Annotated in this window: 14 protein-coding genes; 9 read left to right on the top strand and 5 right to left on the bottom strand. The window is 61.0% G+C overall.

The annotated features are described in order from the left end of the window. Positions 1-32 precede the first annotated feature (32 nt). Positions 33-530, top strand: a complete 498-nt coding sequence (locus M0D69_RS12650; RefSeq protein WP_165088616.1) for a peptidylprolyl isomerase — start codon at positions 33-35, stop codon at positions 528-530. After that, positions 527-1,336, top strand: a complete 810-nt coding sequence (locus tag M0D69_RS12645) for a UDP-2,3-diacylglucosamine diphosphatase (RefSeq protein ID WP_301782344.1) — start codon at positions 527-529, stop codon at positions 1,334-1,336. Before M0D69_RS12650 ends, M0D69_RS12645 begins: the two co-directional genes overlap by 4 nt. A gap of 45 nt (positions 1,337-1,381) precedes the next feature. Here M0D69_RS12645 and cysE read toward each other — a convergent pair whose 3' ends face one another. Both cysE and M0D69_RS12635 read right to left on the bottom strand, forming a co-directional pair. Further along, positions 1,382-2,170: a serine O-acetyltransferase gene (gene cysE / locus M0D69_RS12640; protein ID WP_301782343.1), complete on the bottom strand. Its 789-nt coding sequence runs from the start codon at positions 2,168-2,170 to the stop codon at positions 1,382-1,384. A gap of 242 nt (positions 2,171-2,412) precedes the next feature. After that, positions 2,413-3,243: an RNA methyltransferase gene (locus M0D69_RS12635; protein WP_301782342.1), complete on the bottom strand. Its 831-nt coding sequence runs from the start codon at positions 3,241-3,243 to the stop codon at positions 2,413-2,415. A 291-nt stretch (positions 3,244-3,534) separates the two neighbouring features. Between M0D69_RS12635 and M0D69_RS12630 the strand changes: the two genes are divergently transcribed. The 5 genes from M0D69_RS12630 to M0D69_RS12610 all read left to right on the top strand — a co-directional run bounded on the left by M0D69_RS12630 (position 3,535) and on the right by M0D69_RS12610 (position 10,637). Continuing rightward, positions 3,535-4,335, top strand: a complete 801-nt coding sequence (locus M0D69_RS12630) for an inositol monophosphatase family protein (protein WP_301782341.1) — start codon at positions 3,535-3,537, stop codon at positions 4,333-4,335. Between the two features lie 243 nt (positions 4,336-4,578). After that, positions 4,579-5,877, top strand: a complete 1,299-nt coding sequence (lplT, locus tag M0D69_RS12625) for a lysophospholipid transporter LplT (protein ID WP_301782340.1) — start codon at positions 4,579-4,581, stop codon at positions 5,875-5,877. A 119-nt stretch (positions 5,878-5,996) separates the two neighbouring features. Further along, positions 5,997-6,365, top strand: a complete 369-nt coding sequence (locus tag M0D69_RS12620) for a YqjD family protein (RefSeq protein ID WP_301782339.1) — start codon at positions 5,997-5,999, stop codon at positions 6,363-6,365. 281 nt (positions 6,366-6,646) lie between these two features. Next, the gene (gene mutS, locus M0D69_RS12615) at positions 6,647-9,268 is read left to right on the top strand and encodes a DNA mismatch repair protein MutS (protein WP_301782392.1); all 2,622 of its coding nucleotides are present in this window, start codon (positions 6,647-6,649) and stop codon (positions 9,266-9,268) included. Further along, positions 9,255-10,637, top strand: coding sequence for a hypothetical protein (locus tag M0D69_RS12610; protein ID WP_301782338.1), 1,383 nt, complete (start codon positions 9,255-9,257; stop codon positions 10,635-10,637). The genes mutS and M0D69_RS12610 overlap by 14 nt, the downstream gene beginning before the upstream one ends. 476 nt (positions 10,638-11,113) lie before the next feature. On the opposite strand, the gene M0D69_RS12605 is transcribed toward M0D69_RS12610, so the two are convergent. After that, on the bottom strand, positions 11,114-11,653 hold the full coding sequence (locus tag M0D69_RS12605) for a peptidylprolyl isomerase (RefSeq protein ID WP_031363930.1): 540 nt from the start codon (positions 11,651-11,653) through the stop codon (positions 11,114-11,116). Between the two features lie 132 nt (positions 11,654-11,785). On the opposite strand from M0D69_RS12605, the gene M0D69_RS12600 reads away from it, so the two are divergent. Continuing rightward, positions 11,786-12,907 carry a cupin domain-containing protein gene (locus M0D69_RS12600; RefSeq protein ID WP_301782391.1) on the top strand — a complete coding sequence of 374 codons (1,122 nt, stop codon included), beginning with the start codon at positions 11,786-11,788 and terminating at the stop codon, positions 12,905-12,907. Positions 12,908-13,135: 228 nt separating this feature from the next. Continuing rightward, on the top strand, positions 13,136-13,390 hold the full coding sequence (locus M0D69_RS12595) for a hypothetical protein (protein ID WP_301782337.1): 255 nt from the start codon (positions 13,136-13,138) through the stop codon (positions 13,388-13,390). A gap of 211 nt (positions 13,391-13,601) precedes the next feature. Here M0D69_RS12595 and M0D69_RS12590 read toward each other — a convergent pair whose 3' ends face one another. Both M0D69_RS12590 and bamC read right to left on the bottom strand, forming a co-directional pair. Beyond that, positions 13,602-14,375 (bottom strand): MBL fold metallo-hydrolase, encoded by a 774-nt coding sequence (locus M0D69_RS12590; protein WP_301782336.1) that lies wholly within the window; start codon positions 14,373-14,375, stop codon positions 13,602-13,604. A gap of 10 nt (positions 14,376-14,385) precedes the next feature. Further along, positions 14,386-15,528: an outer membrane protein assembly factor BamC gene (gene bamC / locus M0D69_RS12585; RefSeq protein WP_301782335.1), complete on the bottom strand. Its 1,143-nt coding sequence runs from the start codon at positions 15,526-15,528 to the stop codon at positions 14,386-14,388. Between the last annotated feature and the right edge of the window lie 145 nt (positions 15,529-15,673).

Raw genomic sequence — 15,673 nt, 5'->3', positions numbered from 1 at the left:
CCATCTACTCTTGAAAAGGAAAGGAACTCATCATGGTCGAACTGCATACGAATCACGGCATCATCAAGATCGAACTGAACGCCGAGAAGGCGCCGAAGTCGGTCGAAAACTTCCTGAACTACGTGAAGAAAGGTCATTACGACAACACGGTGTTCCATCGCGTGATCGACGGCTTCATGATCCAGGGCGGCGGTTTCGAACCGGGCATGAAGCAAAAGCCGACGGACGCGCCTATCGATAACGAAGCGAACAACGGCCTGAAGAACGAACACGGTTCCGTCGCCATGGCGCGTACCAACGACCCGCATTCGGCCACCGCGCAGTTCTTCATCAACGTCGGTGACAACGAGTTCCTGAACCACTCGTCGCCGTCGCCGCAAGGCTGGGGTTACGCAGTATTCGGCAAGGTGGTGGAAGGCCTCGATATCGTCGACAAGATCCGCAAGGTCAAGACGGGCTCGAAGGGCTTTCATCAGGACGTGCCGGTGGACGACGTCGTGATCGAAAAGGCTGTCGTCGTCGGGGAATGATCGACTCGACGCACAGCGTGATCGAAGCAGCAGAAACAGCGGGCGTGACCACTACAGCGCGCCCGCTGTTTTTCATTTCCGATCTCCATTTGAGCGACGCCATTCCGCATACGGTGGCGGCGTTCGAGCATTTCATCGAAGTGACGGCGAACGACGCCGACTCGGTGTTCATCCTCGGCGACCTTTTCGAATTCTGGGTCGGCGACGATGTGCTGGAGGCATCGGTGCCCGGGCCGCGCGCTGCGTTCGCGAGGCGCATGACGGCGCTGATGCATACGTTGTCCGAACGCGGCATCGCGTTGTATGTGATGCACGGCAACCGCGATTTTCTGCTCGGCAAGCGCTTCATGCGAGCCGCCGGCGCATTGCCGTTACCCGATCCATTTGTTATCACGGCGTTCGGTACGCGCATCGTAATCGCGCATGGCGATTCACTCTGCACCGCCGATCCTGCCTATCAGCGCTTTCGCCGGTTCGCGCGCAATGGCCTGGCGCAACAGATGTTCTTGAGCTTGCCGCTGAAGGTAAGGTTATCGGTTGCAGAACGCATGCGATCGACCAGCGAAGACGGAAGAATGCGTCCGGCGCAGGCGAAATACGATGTGACGCGCGAAGCGGTAGCCAAGTTGTTTACGAGCACCGGCACGCACACGATGATCCACGGGCATACGCATCTACCCGCGCGTCATCGGGAAACAGATGGCGTCCGCTGGGTCATGCCGGATTGGGAACTGGATCATGGCGAGCCACGCGGCGGATATCTGCGCGTGGACGCCGAAGGCATTCGGGCGTTGCCGCTGGAGTGAACTCAGGCGGGCGGTTTTGAAAACCCGCCCTCTAGCCCTCTACGTTCAGCGACGCGCGGTTTCGCCTTTCATCGCGTCGGAGAGACGCTTCAGATCGATGAACGCGGCATTGTCGACGCCGCTGATCGCATCAATACGCGTTCCCAGCTTTTCAAGCGCCGCGACAATCTCATCCACGCGATGGGTTTGCGTCGATGCATGATCGATCAGGCCGTGGATCGCGAGCGACACCGGATCGTCGGCGTTCGGCGTGATGCCGTACGCGCAGAACGCCGAACGCTCAGGCACGCCACGCTCTTTTTGCGCCGGCTTGACGGTTGCCGGCATCACCACGCGCGCCGGATTGCCCACCGCCGTTCCACCCGCTGGAACGGGCTTTACCACCACCGCGTTTGAACCAATCTTCGCTTCCGCGCCGACGGTAAACCCGCCGAGCACTTTCGCACCCGCGCCGACGATCACACCGCGCTCGAGCGTCGGATGCCGCTTGGCGCCTCGCGTAAGCGACGTGCCGCCAAGCGTCACGCCCTGATAGATCGTGCAGTCATCGCCGATTTCCGCCGTTTCACCGACCACCACGCCCATGCCGTGATCGATGAATACACGCCGCCCGAGCGTCGCGCCCGGATGGATCTCGATGCCCGTCATGAAACGCGCGAACTGGGAGACAAACCGTCCGAGCCAGCGCCAGCCCGATCCCCAGCACGCATGCGCGACCCGGTGCAGGACAACGGCGTGAAAGCCCGGATAACACGTCATGACTTCCCAAGCGCTGCGGGCGGCTGGATCGCGCTCGCGGATGGCGGCGATGTCTTCGCGGAGTCGGTTGAACATGGCGGTGGCTCAGTGGGGGACTCGGGGTGCGATTCTCGAATCGCGCGGTTCAGCACGAATTCGGGAATCGATAGTTCGATTTCCGCAGATTGTAGGACGAGCCGAAAAAATTCGCTGCGATGCCCCCGATGGCAACGCGGTCAGCGTGTTGGTGCGGGGAGGGGCTGAGAACGCCTCGTCATCGTGGCTGCCGGGAGAGAAAAACCGCTAACCTCTCCCGTTCTGAGGCGGCCGCGACCTACCTAGCGCTTAATCTTTAGAAGAATATGCTTGGCAATGCCACGCAGGATATTCACCTCCTCGTGCTCCAGCCCCGAGCGCGAAAAAAGCCGCCGCAGCCGCGACATCAGTTTCTTCGGATTGGCGGGATCGAGGAAATCGAGCGCGACCAGCGCCTGTTCCAGATGCGTGTACATGCCTTCTATCTCGTCGCTGGACGCGCTTGCCGGGCCTGCCGGTGCTGTTGCCACAGGAGTCGCGTCCGCCCGGCCAAGCAGCGCGAGCCGCAGTTCGTAGGCCAGAACCTGAACCGCCTGCGCCAGATTCAGCGAGCTATAGGCGGGATTGGCGGGAATGTGCGCGAGCGCGCTGCAGCGCTCCACGTCCGCATTCGATAACCCCACGCGCTCGTTGCCGAACACCAGCGCAATGGCGCCCGAAGTCTCGTTTTGTCCCTGCCCCAGGAACTCGCAGGCCTTTTCCGCCGCGGCGCGCGGCGCCATCTGCGGCGGGCCGTATTCCCGCGAACGCGCCGTCAGCGCAATCGACCAATGCACGCCGTTCAAGGCATCGGCGAGTGTTTCCACGACTTGCGCCGACGCGAGCACGTCGTCGGCGCCGCTCGCCATTGCAATCGCTTCAGGCTCGCGCGTGACAAACGCGATTTTCGGCGCGACCACGATCAGCCGGGAGAATCCCATCGTCTTGAGCGCGCGCGCGGCCGCTCCAACGTTGCCGGGATGGCTCGGCTCGACCAGCACGAAGCGGGTCGAGGCGAAAGCATCGTCTGAGGAGTTTGAGGAGGGGTTCAGGTCCAAGGGGAAACGCTTGCAGAAGGTTGAAAGAGACGTCATGGTATCGCCGCGCGGCCTGTCCGGCGACATAACCTGCTCACGCATGACGCGCCACCGGCCGACTCGGGTAAAATACGCCGTTCGCGTGTGCCAACTGTTGCAAGTCGCTGTATTTAGCCCCTATTTTTAGCCGCTATTGCAAGTTCAAAGAAAGCACGCGCCCCGCTCTTCTTCAATTCGTTGCCGTCGACACACGTCGTTTTTGCCCGCCGGTTTGGGCCGTTTTCCGTTCGGGGCTGAGACTTCACGCGCATGCGCGGAGCACAGCCACCGGCCAAAAGGACTATTTTCATGCATCCGATGCTCAATATCGCTGTCAAGGCCGCTCGCCGCGCCGGACAGATCATCAACCGCGCGTCGCTGGATCTGGACCGTATCCAGGTCAGCAAGAAACAGCACAACGACTTCGTGACGGAAGTCGACAAGGCCTCCGAGGCAGCGATTATCGAAACGCTGACCACGGCCTATCCGAAGCACTCCATCCTCGCTGAGGAATCGGGCGTGCAGGACAAGGACTCGGAGTTCCAGTGGATCATCGATCCGCTCGACGGCACGACCAACTTCATCCACGGCTTCCAGTATTACTGCGTCTCCATCGCGCTGTCCCACAAGGGCATCATCACGCAAGCCGTTGTCTACGACCCCACCCGCAACGACCTGTTTACCGCCTCGCGCGGCAGCGGCGCGTACTTGAACGAGCGGCGCATTCGCGTGGCGAAGCTGGACCGGCTCAACGATGCGCTCATCGGCACGGGTTTCCCGTTCCGCGACGGCCAGGGTATCGACGCGTATTGCAAGCTCTTCGCGCAAATGACTGAAGCTTGCGCCGGCTTGCGCCGCCCGGGCGCGGCCGCGCTGGATCTGGCGAACGTGGCGGCAGGCCGGCTCGACGGGTTCTTCGAGCAAGGCATCAGCGCGTGGGACGTGGCCGCGGGCAGCTTGCTAATCACGGAAGCAGGCGGGCTGGTCGGTAACTACACGGGCGAATCGGACTTCCTGCACAAGAGCGAGATCGTCGCGGGTAATCCGAAGGTCTACGCTCAGATGATCAAGATACTCGATCCCTTCACGACCACGCGCCAAAGCGCGTAACGCGTAACGGTTGCGAAGTAAGAAAGGCGGCTTCGGCCGCCTTTTTTTGTTTGAGCAACAGTACATGCGCCTCAACGCAGCGGCTGAGGGCCGCTTTGCGCGTTGTTGCCCGCAGGTTGAAAAGCGTCCGAAAGGCTAACGTTCGGCCTGCATTTGTGCGCGCAGCCGCTGGCTCCGCTAAAGTGTCCCGTTCGCCGTCCGCGGCATTCCTCATTCTCTTCTGCCGCCCTTCCCCTCCGTCTGATGAAAAAAGGCTTTTATACGATCATCGCCGCGCAGTTCGTTTCGTCGCTCGCCGACAACGCGCTGCTGATCGCCGCCATCGCCATGCTTTCGGTGATGCATTCCGCATCGTGGGTCACACCGCTGTTGCAGATCTTCTTCACGGTGTCGTACGTGCTGCTCGCGCCCTTTGTCGGTGCATTCGCGGATTCCATCCAGAAACGCCACGTGATGTTCGTCTCGAATGCCCTGAAAGCCGGCGGCTGTGCGCTGATGATCCTCGGGGTGCATCCGATGATCGCGTACGGCGTGGTCGGCCTCGGCGCCGCTGCGTATTCGCCGGCCAAATACGGCATCCTCACCGAGCTATTGCCGGCCGACAAGCTCATCCCGGCCAACGCGTGGCTCGAATCGGCCACGGTCGGCTCGACGATTCTCGGCACTGTGATCGGCGGCGCGTTGGTCAGCCAGTATGTCCAGCACTTCGTCAGCAGCGCGCATCTGGTGCTGATCCGCTCGGCTGCGGACGCCGCCCTGTTCGCTGTGATGGTCGTTTATGCGGCAGCCGCGGTGATCAACATCGGTATCCCGGACACGGGCGCGCGGTACCCGAACCGGCTCAAGGAGCCGTCGAAGCTGGTAGGCGATTTCATCCATGCCTTCAAGGTGTTATGGGGCGACAAGCTCGCGCAGATTGCGTTGTGGGTCACTACGTTGTTGTGGGGCGCGGCGGTCACGCTGCAACTGCTGGTGCTCAAATGGGCCGATGCGAACCTGGGTTTGTCACTGTCGAAGGCGGCGGTGTTACAGGGCGTGACGGGGCTGGGGATTGCGATCGGCGCGGGTGCGGCCGCTGCGTGGGTGCCGTTGCGCAGCTCGCTCAAAGTGCTGCCGGTTGGCCTGGTGACAGGCGCAGTGGCTGTCTGCATGGCGTTCTACAACAAGGACCTGTTTCCTGCGGGTTCCGGTGTGCAGATCGGCCCGCTGTTCGCGCCGCTGTACATCCTGGGCGCGTATCCGCTGATGATTTTGCTGGGTGCGCTGTCGGGATTTTTCATCGTGCCGATGAACGCGATCCTGCAGCATCGCGGCGCGACGCTGCTGTCCGCCGGGGCCTCGGTCGCGGTACAGAATTTCAACCAGAACCTCGCTGTTTTGTCGATGCTCGGCGCTTACGCGCTTTTGCTGACGACGAGGCTGCCGGTGGAATGGATTATTGTGGTGTTCGGCGTGTTTATCTGCCTGCTGATGGGGCTCGCCATGCGGCGCCACGCCCGCAATGAGCAGACGGTGGACCTGCGCGGACTGGTCGAAGAGTGATCGGGATCAGATTGCGGGAATGAAATCTGCTTCAATTCTTGTTCCGCCGGCAAGCAAGTCGCGCTCTTCGCGGAGCGCGTGGGTTGAGACAAACAAACGACACGTCAAAGGAGCTGCAAATGGGCCTATTCACACGTTCCACACTCGATAGCAACATCAATGGCGCTGCCAAAATAGGCCACCGCGCGGTACAGGGCGCAAGCGACGCGGTCGATACCGCCAGCACGCAGTTGCGCAGCCTGCTCGACGACCTCGACAGTTCGATCCGCGATGCGAAAGACATCGACGTCGATAAGCTGCGCAAGGACTTGCAAACCAAGCTGAAAACGGCACGTGCGCAGTTCGACGGTTCGTCCTCGGCAATCGCCGGACGGCTGAACGACGCGGCCGGTTACGCCGACGAATTCGTACACGACAAGCCGTGGCACACGCTCGGCGCGGTAGCGGGACTTGCGCTGCTGGTGGGGTTTTTGGCGGGACGATCCTGATTGGTCTTGCGACATGTTCAAGGTCAAGCAAAACGCCGGCATGTCCGGCGTTTTGCTTTCTTGAGCTTTTGGTGAGCCTTTGCTGATGCGTCCGGCCCCGCGTTAGCCGTTCGACCAGCGTTCCCGCGACGAGCCGACGCGGTACACTCGTGCCCTTAGGACTTTCCCAAATTCACGCACGCAAGATGGGTACGCATATCTCCGTTTCGTCTACCGCTCAAGACTTGAGCCCCGCCGCGCAGGAACCTGGCGCCGTCGTCGATCTGTCGCATCACACGCCCATGATGCAGCAGTACCTGCGCATCAAACAGGAGCACCCTGGCACGCTCGTGTTTTATCGAATGGGCGACTTCTACGAGCTGTTCTTCGACGACGCCGTCAAAGCCTCGCGCCTGCTCGACCTGACGCTCACGCAACGCGGGGCGTCGGGCGGCAATCCGATCAAGATGGCCGGCATCCCCCATCATTCGTGCGAGCAATACCTGGCGAAGCTGGTGAAGCTCGGGGAATCGGTCGCTATTTGCGAGCAAATCGGCGATCCCGCGACATCGAAGGGACCGGTCGAGCGCAAGGTCGTGCGCGTAGTCACACCCGGTACGCTGACCGACGCGGCACTTCTCTCCGACAAAAACGACGTCTACCTGCTCGCTCTCTGCCCGGCGCACAATCGTCGCGGTGTGGTCACGAGCGTCGGTCTGGCGTGGTTGAATCTGGCGAGCGGCGCGTTGCGTCTTGCCGAAGTAGCGCCCGATCAGTTGAGCGCGGCGCTCGAGCGCATTCGTCCGGCTGAAACGCTGATTGCCGACTCGTTTTCCGCGACTAATGCGCCGTTCGAAGTGCAGAACATCGGGGCGACAACCCGCGCGCCTGCCTGGCATTTCGATATCGATTCGGGTACGCAACGGCTGTGCGAGCAACTCGACGTTGCAGGCCTCGACGGCTTCGGCGCGCATTCGCTGACCTGCGCGTGCGGCGCCGCGGGCGCGCTGCTGCTGTATGCGGCCGCGACCCAGGGCCAGCAACTGCGGCACGTGCGCAGCCTGAAGGTGGAGTACGAGTCCGAGTACATCGGCCTCGACCCGGCCACGCGGCGCAATCTCGAACTGACCGAGACCTTGCGCGGCACGGAATCACCCACGCTGTGCTCGCTGCTGGACACATGCTGCACGACCATGGGCAGCCGCTTGCTGCGTCACTGGCTGCATCATCCGCCACGCGACTTCACTATCGCGCAAAGCCGGCAGCGTGCTATCGGCGCGTTGCTCGACGCCCCCGCAAGCGCGAGTCTCGACGGCTTGCGCGCCGCGTTGCGGCAGATTTCGGATATCGAACGGATTACGGGGCGGCTTGCGCTGCTGTCGGCACGGCCACGCGATCTCTCCAGCTTGCGCGACACCTTCGCTGCATTACCCCAGCTGCGTGAACGGCTCGCCGCCGTGAAGATGAACTCGGCATCGCTTGAACGTATCGATATTTCGCTCGAGCCGCCGCCCGAATGCCTCACGTTGCTGAGCCGCGCAATCGCGCCCGAGCCCGCGGCGCTGATTCGCGATGGCGGTGTGATCGCGCGTGGTTATGACGCCGATCTCGACGAGCTTCGCGACATCTCCGAGAACTGCGACCAGTTCCTGATCGATCTGGAAACGCGTGAGCGCACGCGAACGGGCATCGCGAATCTGCGGGTCGAGTACAACAAGGTGCATGGTTTTTATATCGAGGTTACGCGCGGCCAGACGGACAAGGTTCCCGACGATTACCGCCGTCGCCAGACGCTGAAAAACGCCGAGCGTTACATCACGCCGGAGTTGAAAACCTTCGAGGACAAGGCGCTGTCGGCGCAGGACCGGGCGCTTGCCCGCGAGCGCATGCTCTATGACGCGTTGCTGCAAACGCTGCTGCCGCACATCGGCGATTGCCAGCGCGTGGCGGCGGCTCTCGCTGAACTCGACCTGCTCGGCGCGTTCGCAGAACGGGCGCTCGCGCTCGACTGGATCGCACCGGAATTCGCGAGCGACGCGGGCATCGATATCGAGCAGGGGCGGCATCCGGTAGTCGAAGCGCAGGTCGAGCAGTTCATCGCCAACGACTGTTGCCTGAATACCGAGCGCAAGTTGTTGCTGATCACCGGACCGAACATGGGCGGTAAGTCGACGTTCATGCGGCAGACCGCGTTGATCGCGTTGCTGGCTTATGTGGGTAGTTACGTGCCCGCGAAACGCGCGCGTTTTGGTCCGATCGACCGGATCTTTACGCGCATCGGCGCGGCCGACGACCTCGCCGGCGGCCGCTCCACGTTCATGGTCGAGATGACCGAAGCGGCGGCCATTCTCAACGATGCAACCCCGTCGAGTCTCGTGCTGATGGACGAGATCGGCCGCGGTACGTCCACCTTCGACGGCCTCGCGCTCGCGTGGGCAATTGCACGGCATCTGCTGTCGCATAACGGCTGCCACACGTTGTTCGCGACGCATTATTTCGAGCTGACGCAGTTGCCGGCTGAGTTCGCCCAGGCCGCGAACGTGCATTTGTCGGCGGTCGAGCACGATCACGGCATCGTGTTCCTGCACGCGGTGAACGAAGGTCCTGCGAACCAGAGCTACGGCTTGCAGGTGGCACAACTGGCAGGCGTTCCGCCGGCCGTCATCAAGGCCGCAAGGAAACATCTGGCGCATCTGGAGCAGCAGTCGATCGGCCAGCCGTCGCCGCAATTCGACCTGTTCGCGGCACCGGCCGTTGAGATTGCTGACGCTGACGAGCGCGATGAACCGGCCGAAACGCAACCGCATCCCGCACTCGACCGGCTGCGTGCAATCGATCCGAACGAATTGCGCCCACGCGACGCACTCGATCTGCTCTACGAACTACATGAGCTGGCGTCGAACGCTCCGGATGCATCGCGTTAAGGCGAATTCTGCCGCTCACTGGCCGCGTGTGCGCCGCATGGTGCGCGGCCGTTTCGCTTTTGTCTGCGCTTTTGTCTGTTTAAGCGCCCTCTTGCTGCTCGGCGGAGGGCGGCATGCGCAAGCCGAAGCGCCGTCACTGACATTCGCAATCGCTTCAAACGTGCTCGATAACCCCGCAGGCGAAACATCGCTTCAGCAGATGCTCGACGCCATCGGACGTGAACGGAACACGTCGTTCATCGTCTACGATGGCAACCTCAAGGGCGAAACGGAGCCGTGCCGGGATTCGCTCTACAACACACGCGAACAGATCTTCGATACCTCGCGCAAACCCGTCGCCCTGCTGCCCGGCGGCAACGACTGGGCGTCTTGCGGTCTGGCCCAAGCGGGCAATTACGATCCGGTCGAGCGGTTGGACTTCATCCGCCAGTTGTTCTTCGGCGACTCGAATTCGCTCGGCCAGACACCCATGAGCGTCATCCGCGAAAGCGATGTCGCGCGTTTTCGCCCGTTCCGCGAAAACGTCCGATGGCAATCAAACGGCGTTGCGTTCATTGGCTTGAACGCGCCCGCGCCGAACAATCACTATCTGAGCGCGGGCGGACGCAACGGCGAGTTCGAGGACCGCTCCATCGCCAATGCATTCTGGCTGGAACATGCAGTCGAAACCGCACGACGCTCGGACATGCGCGCGGTTGTGGTGATCCTTCAGGGCGACCCCGACTTCGCGCGCTACGAGCGTCGCGATCGTTTCGCATGGCTGCGCTTTTCTCGCGGCGAAACGTCGCGCGATGGTTTTCTCGAACTCAAGCGCAGTCTCGTCAAAGCCGCCGAACTGTTTCGCGGACCCGTGATCGTGATTCACCAGTCGGATACGCCGATACCCCGGGGATTTCGCATCGATCAGCCGCTGCGCAACGACAAGGGCGCGGTCGTGGCCAATCTGACGCGCATCGCGATAGGCTTGAAGAAACCGCAATCGCAATGGCTGGAAGTAGAGTCCGACTTTGCATGGCGGCCGCCCTTTCGGGTTCACGTGCGTGACGTGGTCGTGCGGCCGGCTACACCTGGACCGGCGTCGGCACCGGCCGTGCCCGCGCCCACGTCGTCGCCTTCTTCGTCGATCCCCGGCATTGAAGACGACACTTCAGGGCCTTCATCTTTTTTCCAGCAGATGCAGCCGGTCAAGCCAGCACAACCGACGCAACACCCCCCGGTGTCTCAACCAGGCAGTGGTACACCCGCGTCGAATAGCGCGTCTTCAGCGCCGCCCATACTGAACTCGAACTCGCCTGCGAATCTGCCGCCGATCCTGCCTTTGCCATCGAGTCCGGGGAGCAGCGCGTCGGGCACAGGCGCGGGTCAATAAACCCGTTTACGCGTGATCGTCACGCAAAATAAAACAAGGCGCAGCAACCTCCCTGCGCCTTGTTTCATCAGGGTCTCCGTGAAACCCCGGACTTCAGGCCGGGGAGGTAAGGAGACGGTTTTAACTCCGTCTCGTTAAATAGGTGACGGGCTTTCCACCCATCAGGGTCTTGCGACTCGCTCCCCTCGACAATGTTGTGCACCGGCATTTCGTCCCGATCCGTTTCGTACTTACCCTGTCGCTTGTCTGCAACCGGGACTTCCAGAGCCGGGGACTGAGAAAGCATCCCAGGGTGGGTCTTGAACCTATGCACAACGTAGCGCCCGCTCTACTCGGCAATGAAGTCCGGATTAAGGCATCCGGAGCGCTTAGTCTGGTCAACCCGAACTTGCGATGTTCTGCAAGCTCCGCCCTTCAGGGCGGGGTAGTTGACAGTGCTTGCCTCGTCTCAGGCACAAACCTCTCCTGCACCCACCTCAATGCAAGGTCGGACCCGCGTCCTTGCCGGGCTCTTCGTCGTCCTCGTCGAGGACTTCCAGGCCGTCGAGGCCATGCGCGTGCTGATGTTCCTTCTCGTCCTCGGTGGCTTCGCGGACTTCCTGCACGTTCAGCGCGAAGCGCAGCGCCATGCCCGCGAGCGGGTGATTGCCGTCGAGCACGACTTTGTCTTCCGCTACGTCGGTGACCGTGTAGATCAGCGAATCGAGTTCGTCCTCGCCGTCCTCGGGCGTGCCTTCGAACTGCATGCCGACTTCGAGCGGTTCCGGAAAGCGGCCGCGTGCCTCGACTTTCACGAGATCAGGATCGTACTCGCCGAACGCATCTTGTGGTTCAAGCTGCAACTGGGTCTGATAGCCCGCTTCCTGACCGTCGAGTGCTTCCTCGATCTTGGGGAACGTGCCATCATAGCCGCCGTGCAGATAGACCATCGGCTCGTCGCTTTCCTCGATCAGATTGCCATGAGCGTCAGACAGCTTATAGGCGACTGATACGACGGTGTCTTTTGCGATTTTCATTGGATTCTCCAAGATACAAGCCTCAATTATACGATGCCAGCGCGGTCCCCTAACGTTCCCTCAAGTCCTTTCGCGGTGCCGCTTCCCGACGAACCTGCAACCCTGCTTGGCAACCTCGCGCCTGCGCAATTCATGCGCCGGTACTGGCAGAAAAAGCCGCTGCTGATCCGTCAGGCGATTCCTGACATTCAGGCGCCGTTATCGCGCGACGAGCTGTTCGAACTCGCCGATAGCGAAGACGTCGAATCGCGCCTGATTACGCATTTTCGCAAGTCCTGGGCAATGGAGCATGGCCCTTTTGCGCCCGATGAATTGCCATCCGTAAAAAAGCGTGACTGGACATTACTCGTGCAAGGGGCAAACCTGCACGACGACCGCGCCCGGGCGCTGCTGGACCGCTTCCGTTTCATCCCCGATGCCCGCCTCGACGACCTCATGATTTCGTACGCCACCGACGGCGGCGGTGTGGGCGCGCACTTCGATTCCTACGATGTCTTCCTGCTGCAGGTCCACGGCAAGCGGCGCTGGCGCTTTGGCGCACAACGCGATCTCTCGCTAAAAGAGGGGTTGCCGTTGAAAGTTTTACAGCACTTCGAAGCAGACGAGGAATGGCTGCTGGAACCGGGCGACATGCTTTATTTGCCGCCTCACATCGCTCACGAAGGCGTGGCCGAAGGCGAATGCATGACCGCCTCGATCGGCTTCCGGGCGCCCTCTGCAAGCGAACTGTCAGGCCAGTTTCTATACCACCTTGCGGAGCGCCTGGACGACGCCCGTGACGCCAGCGCGAAGGGTGTCCGACGCTACAGGGACCCGGACCAGCCGGCGGTCAGCCACCCGGCGTTGTTGCCGCCGCTGCTGGTCGAACGGGTTGGCTCGATCCTTGCAAACATTGCATGGAATGAGAGGGACGTCGCATCGTTTCTCGGCACGTACCTAAGCGAACCGAAGCCGAATGTCGTATTCGATCCGCCGCGGCGCCCTTTGAATGAGAGCAGGTTTATCGAACGCGCGAAACAATCAGGTTTGAAGCTCGATAAAAAGACTGTGCTGCTTTATGACAAGCACGCTTATTTTCTGAATGGCGAACAGGATTTATTGTCGGGAAAGGCCAAAAAATGGCTGCCTGAACTTGCCGACAAACGGTATTTGGAGGGGAAACGCTTTGTAACACTCTCAGGCGATTCGTCAATGACAGTGCTACTGCACGAGTGGTATTGTGCGGGCTGGATACAAGTCGACGCAAACGCCTAATGTTTAGCCAGTCTTGCTGTTCCGCGGGTTGAAATGTATGAGAAAGACAACGTATTGGCCCCGCATTTATCGACGGTCGATACGAAAGTGCATATAATTTCCGCCCAAGCCGTAGGAAGTCTCACAACCATACATAATGTGAGTCCACAACGGCCCGGGTCGGTGTTGGAGCACACATTACCGGTACTTTGCGCTGTTGCTTACCTTTAACCATAAAAGGACGTGATCATGAAGAAATCTCTCCTCGTAGCATCCCTGTTGGCTGCTGTTGCTCTTGCTGCATGCAACAAGTCTAGCGATACGGCTGCTCCGGGCGCTGCTAGCGATACCTCGGCTGCTTCGGCACCGGCTGCTGCTGCTTCGGACGCTGCGGCTGCAGCTTCGAGTGCTACGGCCGCTGCAAGCGACGCAACGACTGCTGCTGCATCGGCAGTGGACGCAGCAGCTTCTGCAGCTGCTCCTGCTTCGGGCGCAAGCCAGTAAGCACATAGTCAGGGGCCCCCGTTTCCAGCTCTTTTAAGTAAATCATCTAGCTGAAAACGAGGCCTCCGCAAGTAAGCCTCGCAGAGACGTCATTCTGGGAGGCTTATGAAAAAACCGGCTCTAGGGCCGGTTTTTTTTACGTCTGTTCATTGTGTGTCAATACACGCTGGATACGCTTTATGCGGGGCTTAAAGCGAAACGCTGCCCGATTTCATAAGGACAACCAGTCGAAACCATCGGCTTGGGTCGCGACCATGACATCGGCCGCGGTACCGCCCAGGACCGCGGCGAGCGCCGCTTGGGCAAGCTCAGGCAAGTTGTTCTGCTGACTCAGATGCGCGGCCACCAGATGGCGCAGCTTCGATCGGTCGAGCGCGGCAAGAATCCCTGCTGCAGCGTCGTTGTTAAGATGTCCATGCATGCCACCAATGCGCGCCTTGAGCGAAGCCGGATAGCGGCTCGACGCGAGCATCCCGACATCGTGATTTGATTCGAGCACCAAAGCATCGCAACCGCTCAGCACACTCGTGATGTGAGTTGTCGCAACACCTACATCCGTCAGGATGCCCAAACGGCTTACGCCGTCAGAGAACACATATTGGAGCGGTTCGCGCGCGTCGTGGGGCACGGTATAAGGGAGCACCTCCAGATCCCCCACTACCACGCTCTCGTCGCCCCAGAGCACATGCAGATCGACCGGGGCTTCGTCGGCACCCACTGCACGTGCGGTACCCCAGCTCATGTGCAACGGAATCGACCATTTGCGCGCCAATGTCAGCGCGCCGCCTATGTGATCCGTGTGCTCGTGGGTGATAAGAATGGCGTCGATCTCGTCTGCGCGAACGTCGAGCCGCGCCAGGCGCCGCTCGACTTCCTTCGCGGAGAAACCGCAATCCAGCAGCACGCGGGTGGTCGTCGTGCCGCTTACCGACTCGACGAGCAACGCATTGCCTTCGCTGCCGCTGCCGAGACTGGCAAAACGCATACGTGAAAACCTAGTTCAACTGCGCGTGCAGCAACGCGACGATTCGTTGCGCGTCGCTCGATGTATCGACCTGACCATTGGCGTCGACCACGGCGATCTGCGTCACCGTGTCAGCCTTCGGACGCACGTTCACCATGAACTCGCGCGTAGGCTTCGGCGTGCCGCCCGCAAAGAGCTTGCCGAGCAGACCCTCCTTCTTCAACTCTTGCATCGAGTCGGAGAAACGCACGTAATACAAACCCTTCGCGCGATCCTGGTTGTCGACGGTGAAGTTGGTCCGGTCGAGTGCAAGTCCCACGCGCAACCAGGCGCTGTCGAACGGCTCGGAAAGATCGAGCGTGGACGAGCCACCCGACTGGTCGATCGTGGCCGTCGCGGTCGCCGGATGGGCATCGGTCAACAATTGCTTGGCTTGCGCGTCGGTCAGGCCGAACTTCTCCATCAGCTTCGCGAGGAACGCGGCTTCAAGTGCCGGGTTACGCGGCCGCTCGACCCATTTCGACGAGGTCTTGTCCTGACCCGTCAGCACTTCTTCCATCGCGCTGTGCGTGATGGAGATGTCGGTGGAGGCGTTCGAACCGCGCTCGACCAGCGTACGGAACTGATCGCGCGTACCCGATGAATACGCAAAGTCGACCAGCTTGCCAATGCTCTTCCTGAACCAGTCGTCCGGAATGTTCGCGCGATTTTCAGCCCAGTCAGTCGTCATGATCCCGGTAGCTGCAGCATCGGTCTTGAGCGTGAAACCATTCTCTTGCCAGAACTCTTGCAACTGTGGCCAGAGCTGGTCGGGCGACCGGCCATCGACCACCAGCCAGCGGCGATCGCCGTCTCGCTCCACGTGCATGCCGAACGGGTCTTGCGGCGTCGGCAAACCGACGGTTGCATTACCCGCGGGCGTAAGCGAACGGGGTGCAGCGCCGCCAAGAGAATTCAGCTTGGGCGGTGCGGCGTAGCGCTGGCTGATGTCGGCGGTGCTCAGATCCGATGGCACGGTCAGTGTAGGCGCCGTTTCAGCACCCTTGTAATTCACCCGATCCGGCGCGAGCCAGTCGTTCAACGTATCACAGCCGGCAAGCGAGATCAGCGTGCCGATTCCAAGCGACAGCACGCTCAGGGTGCGAGCGTGATTGAATAAGGCGGAACGTTTCATGAGGTCCTTCGTGATGCTGAATGCGCGTTGCCTGGAAGCTAAGCCGGGAACGGGTCGATGAACGACGGGTTGATGACACTCGCTGGCTGGCCGAATGGTATTACGGCCGAAACCACTGCACTACGGCGGCACGCACGTTTTCAGA

Source organism: Caballeronia sp. SEWSISQ10-4 2 (assembly GCF_030464885.1).
Taxonomy (GTDB): domain Bacteria; phylum Pseudomonadota; class Gammaproteobacteria; order Burkholderiales; family Burkholderiaceae; genus Caballeronia.
The sequence above is the reverse complement of the archived record's forward strand: the minus strand, read 5'-3'. Positions and strand labels throughout refer to the sequence as shown.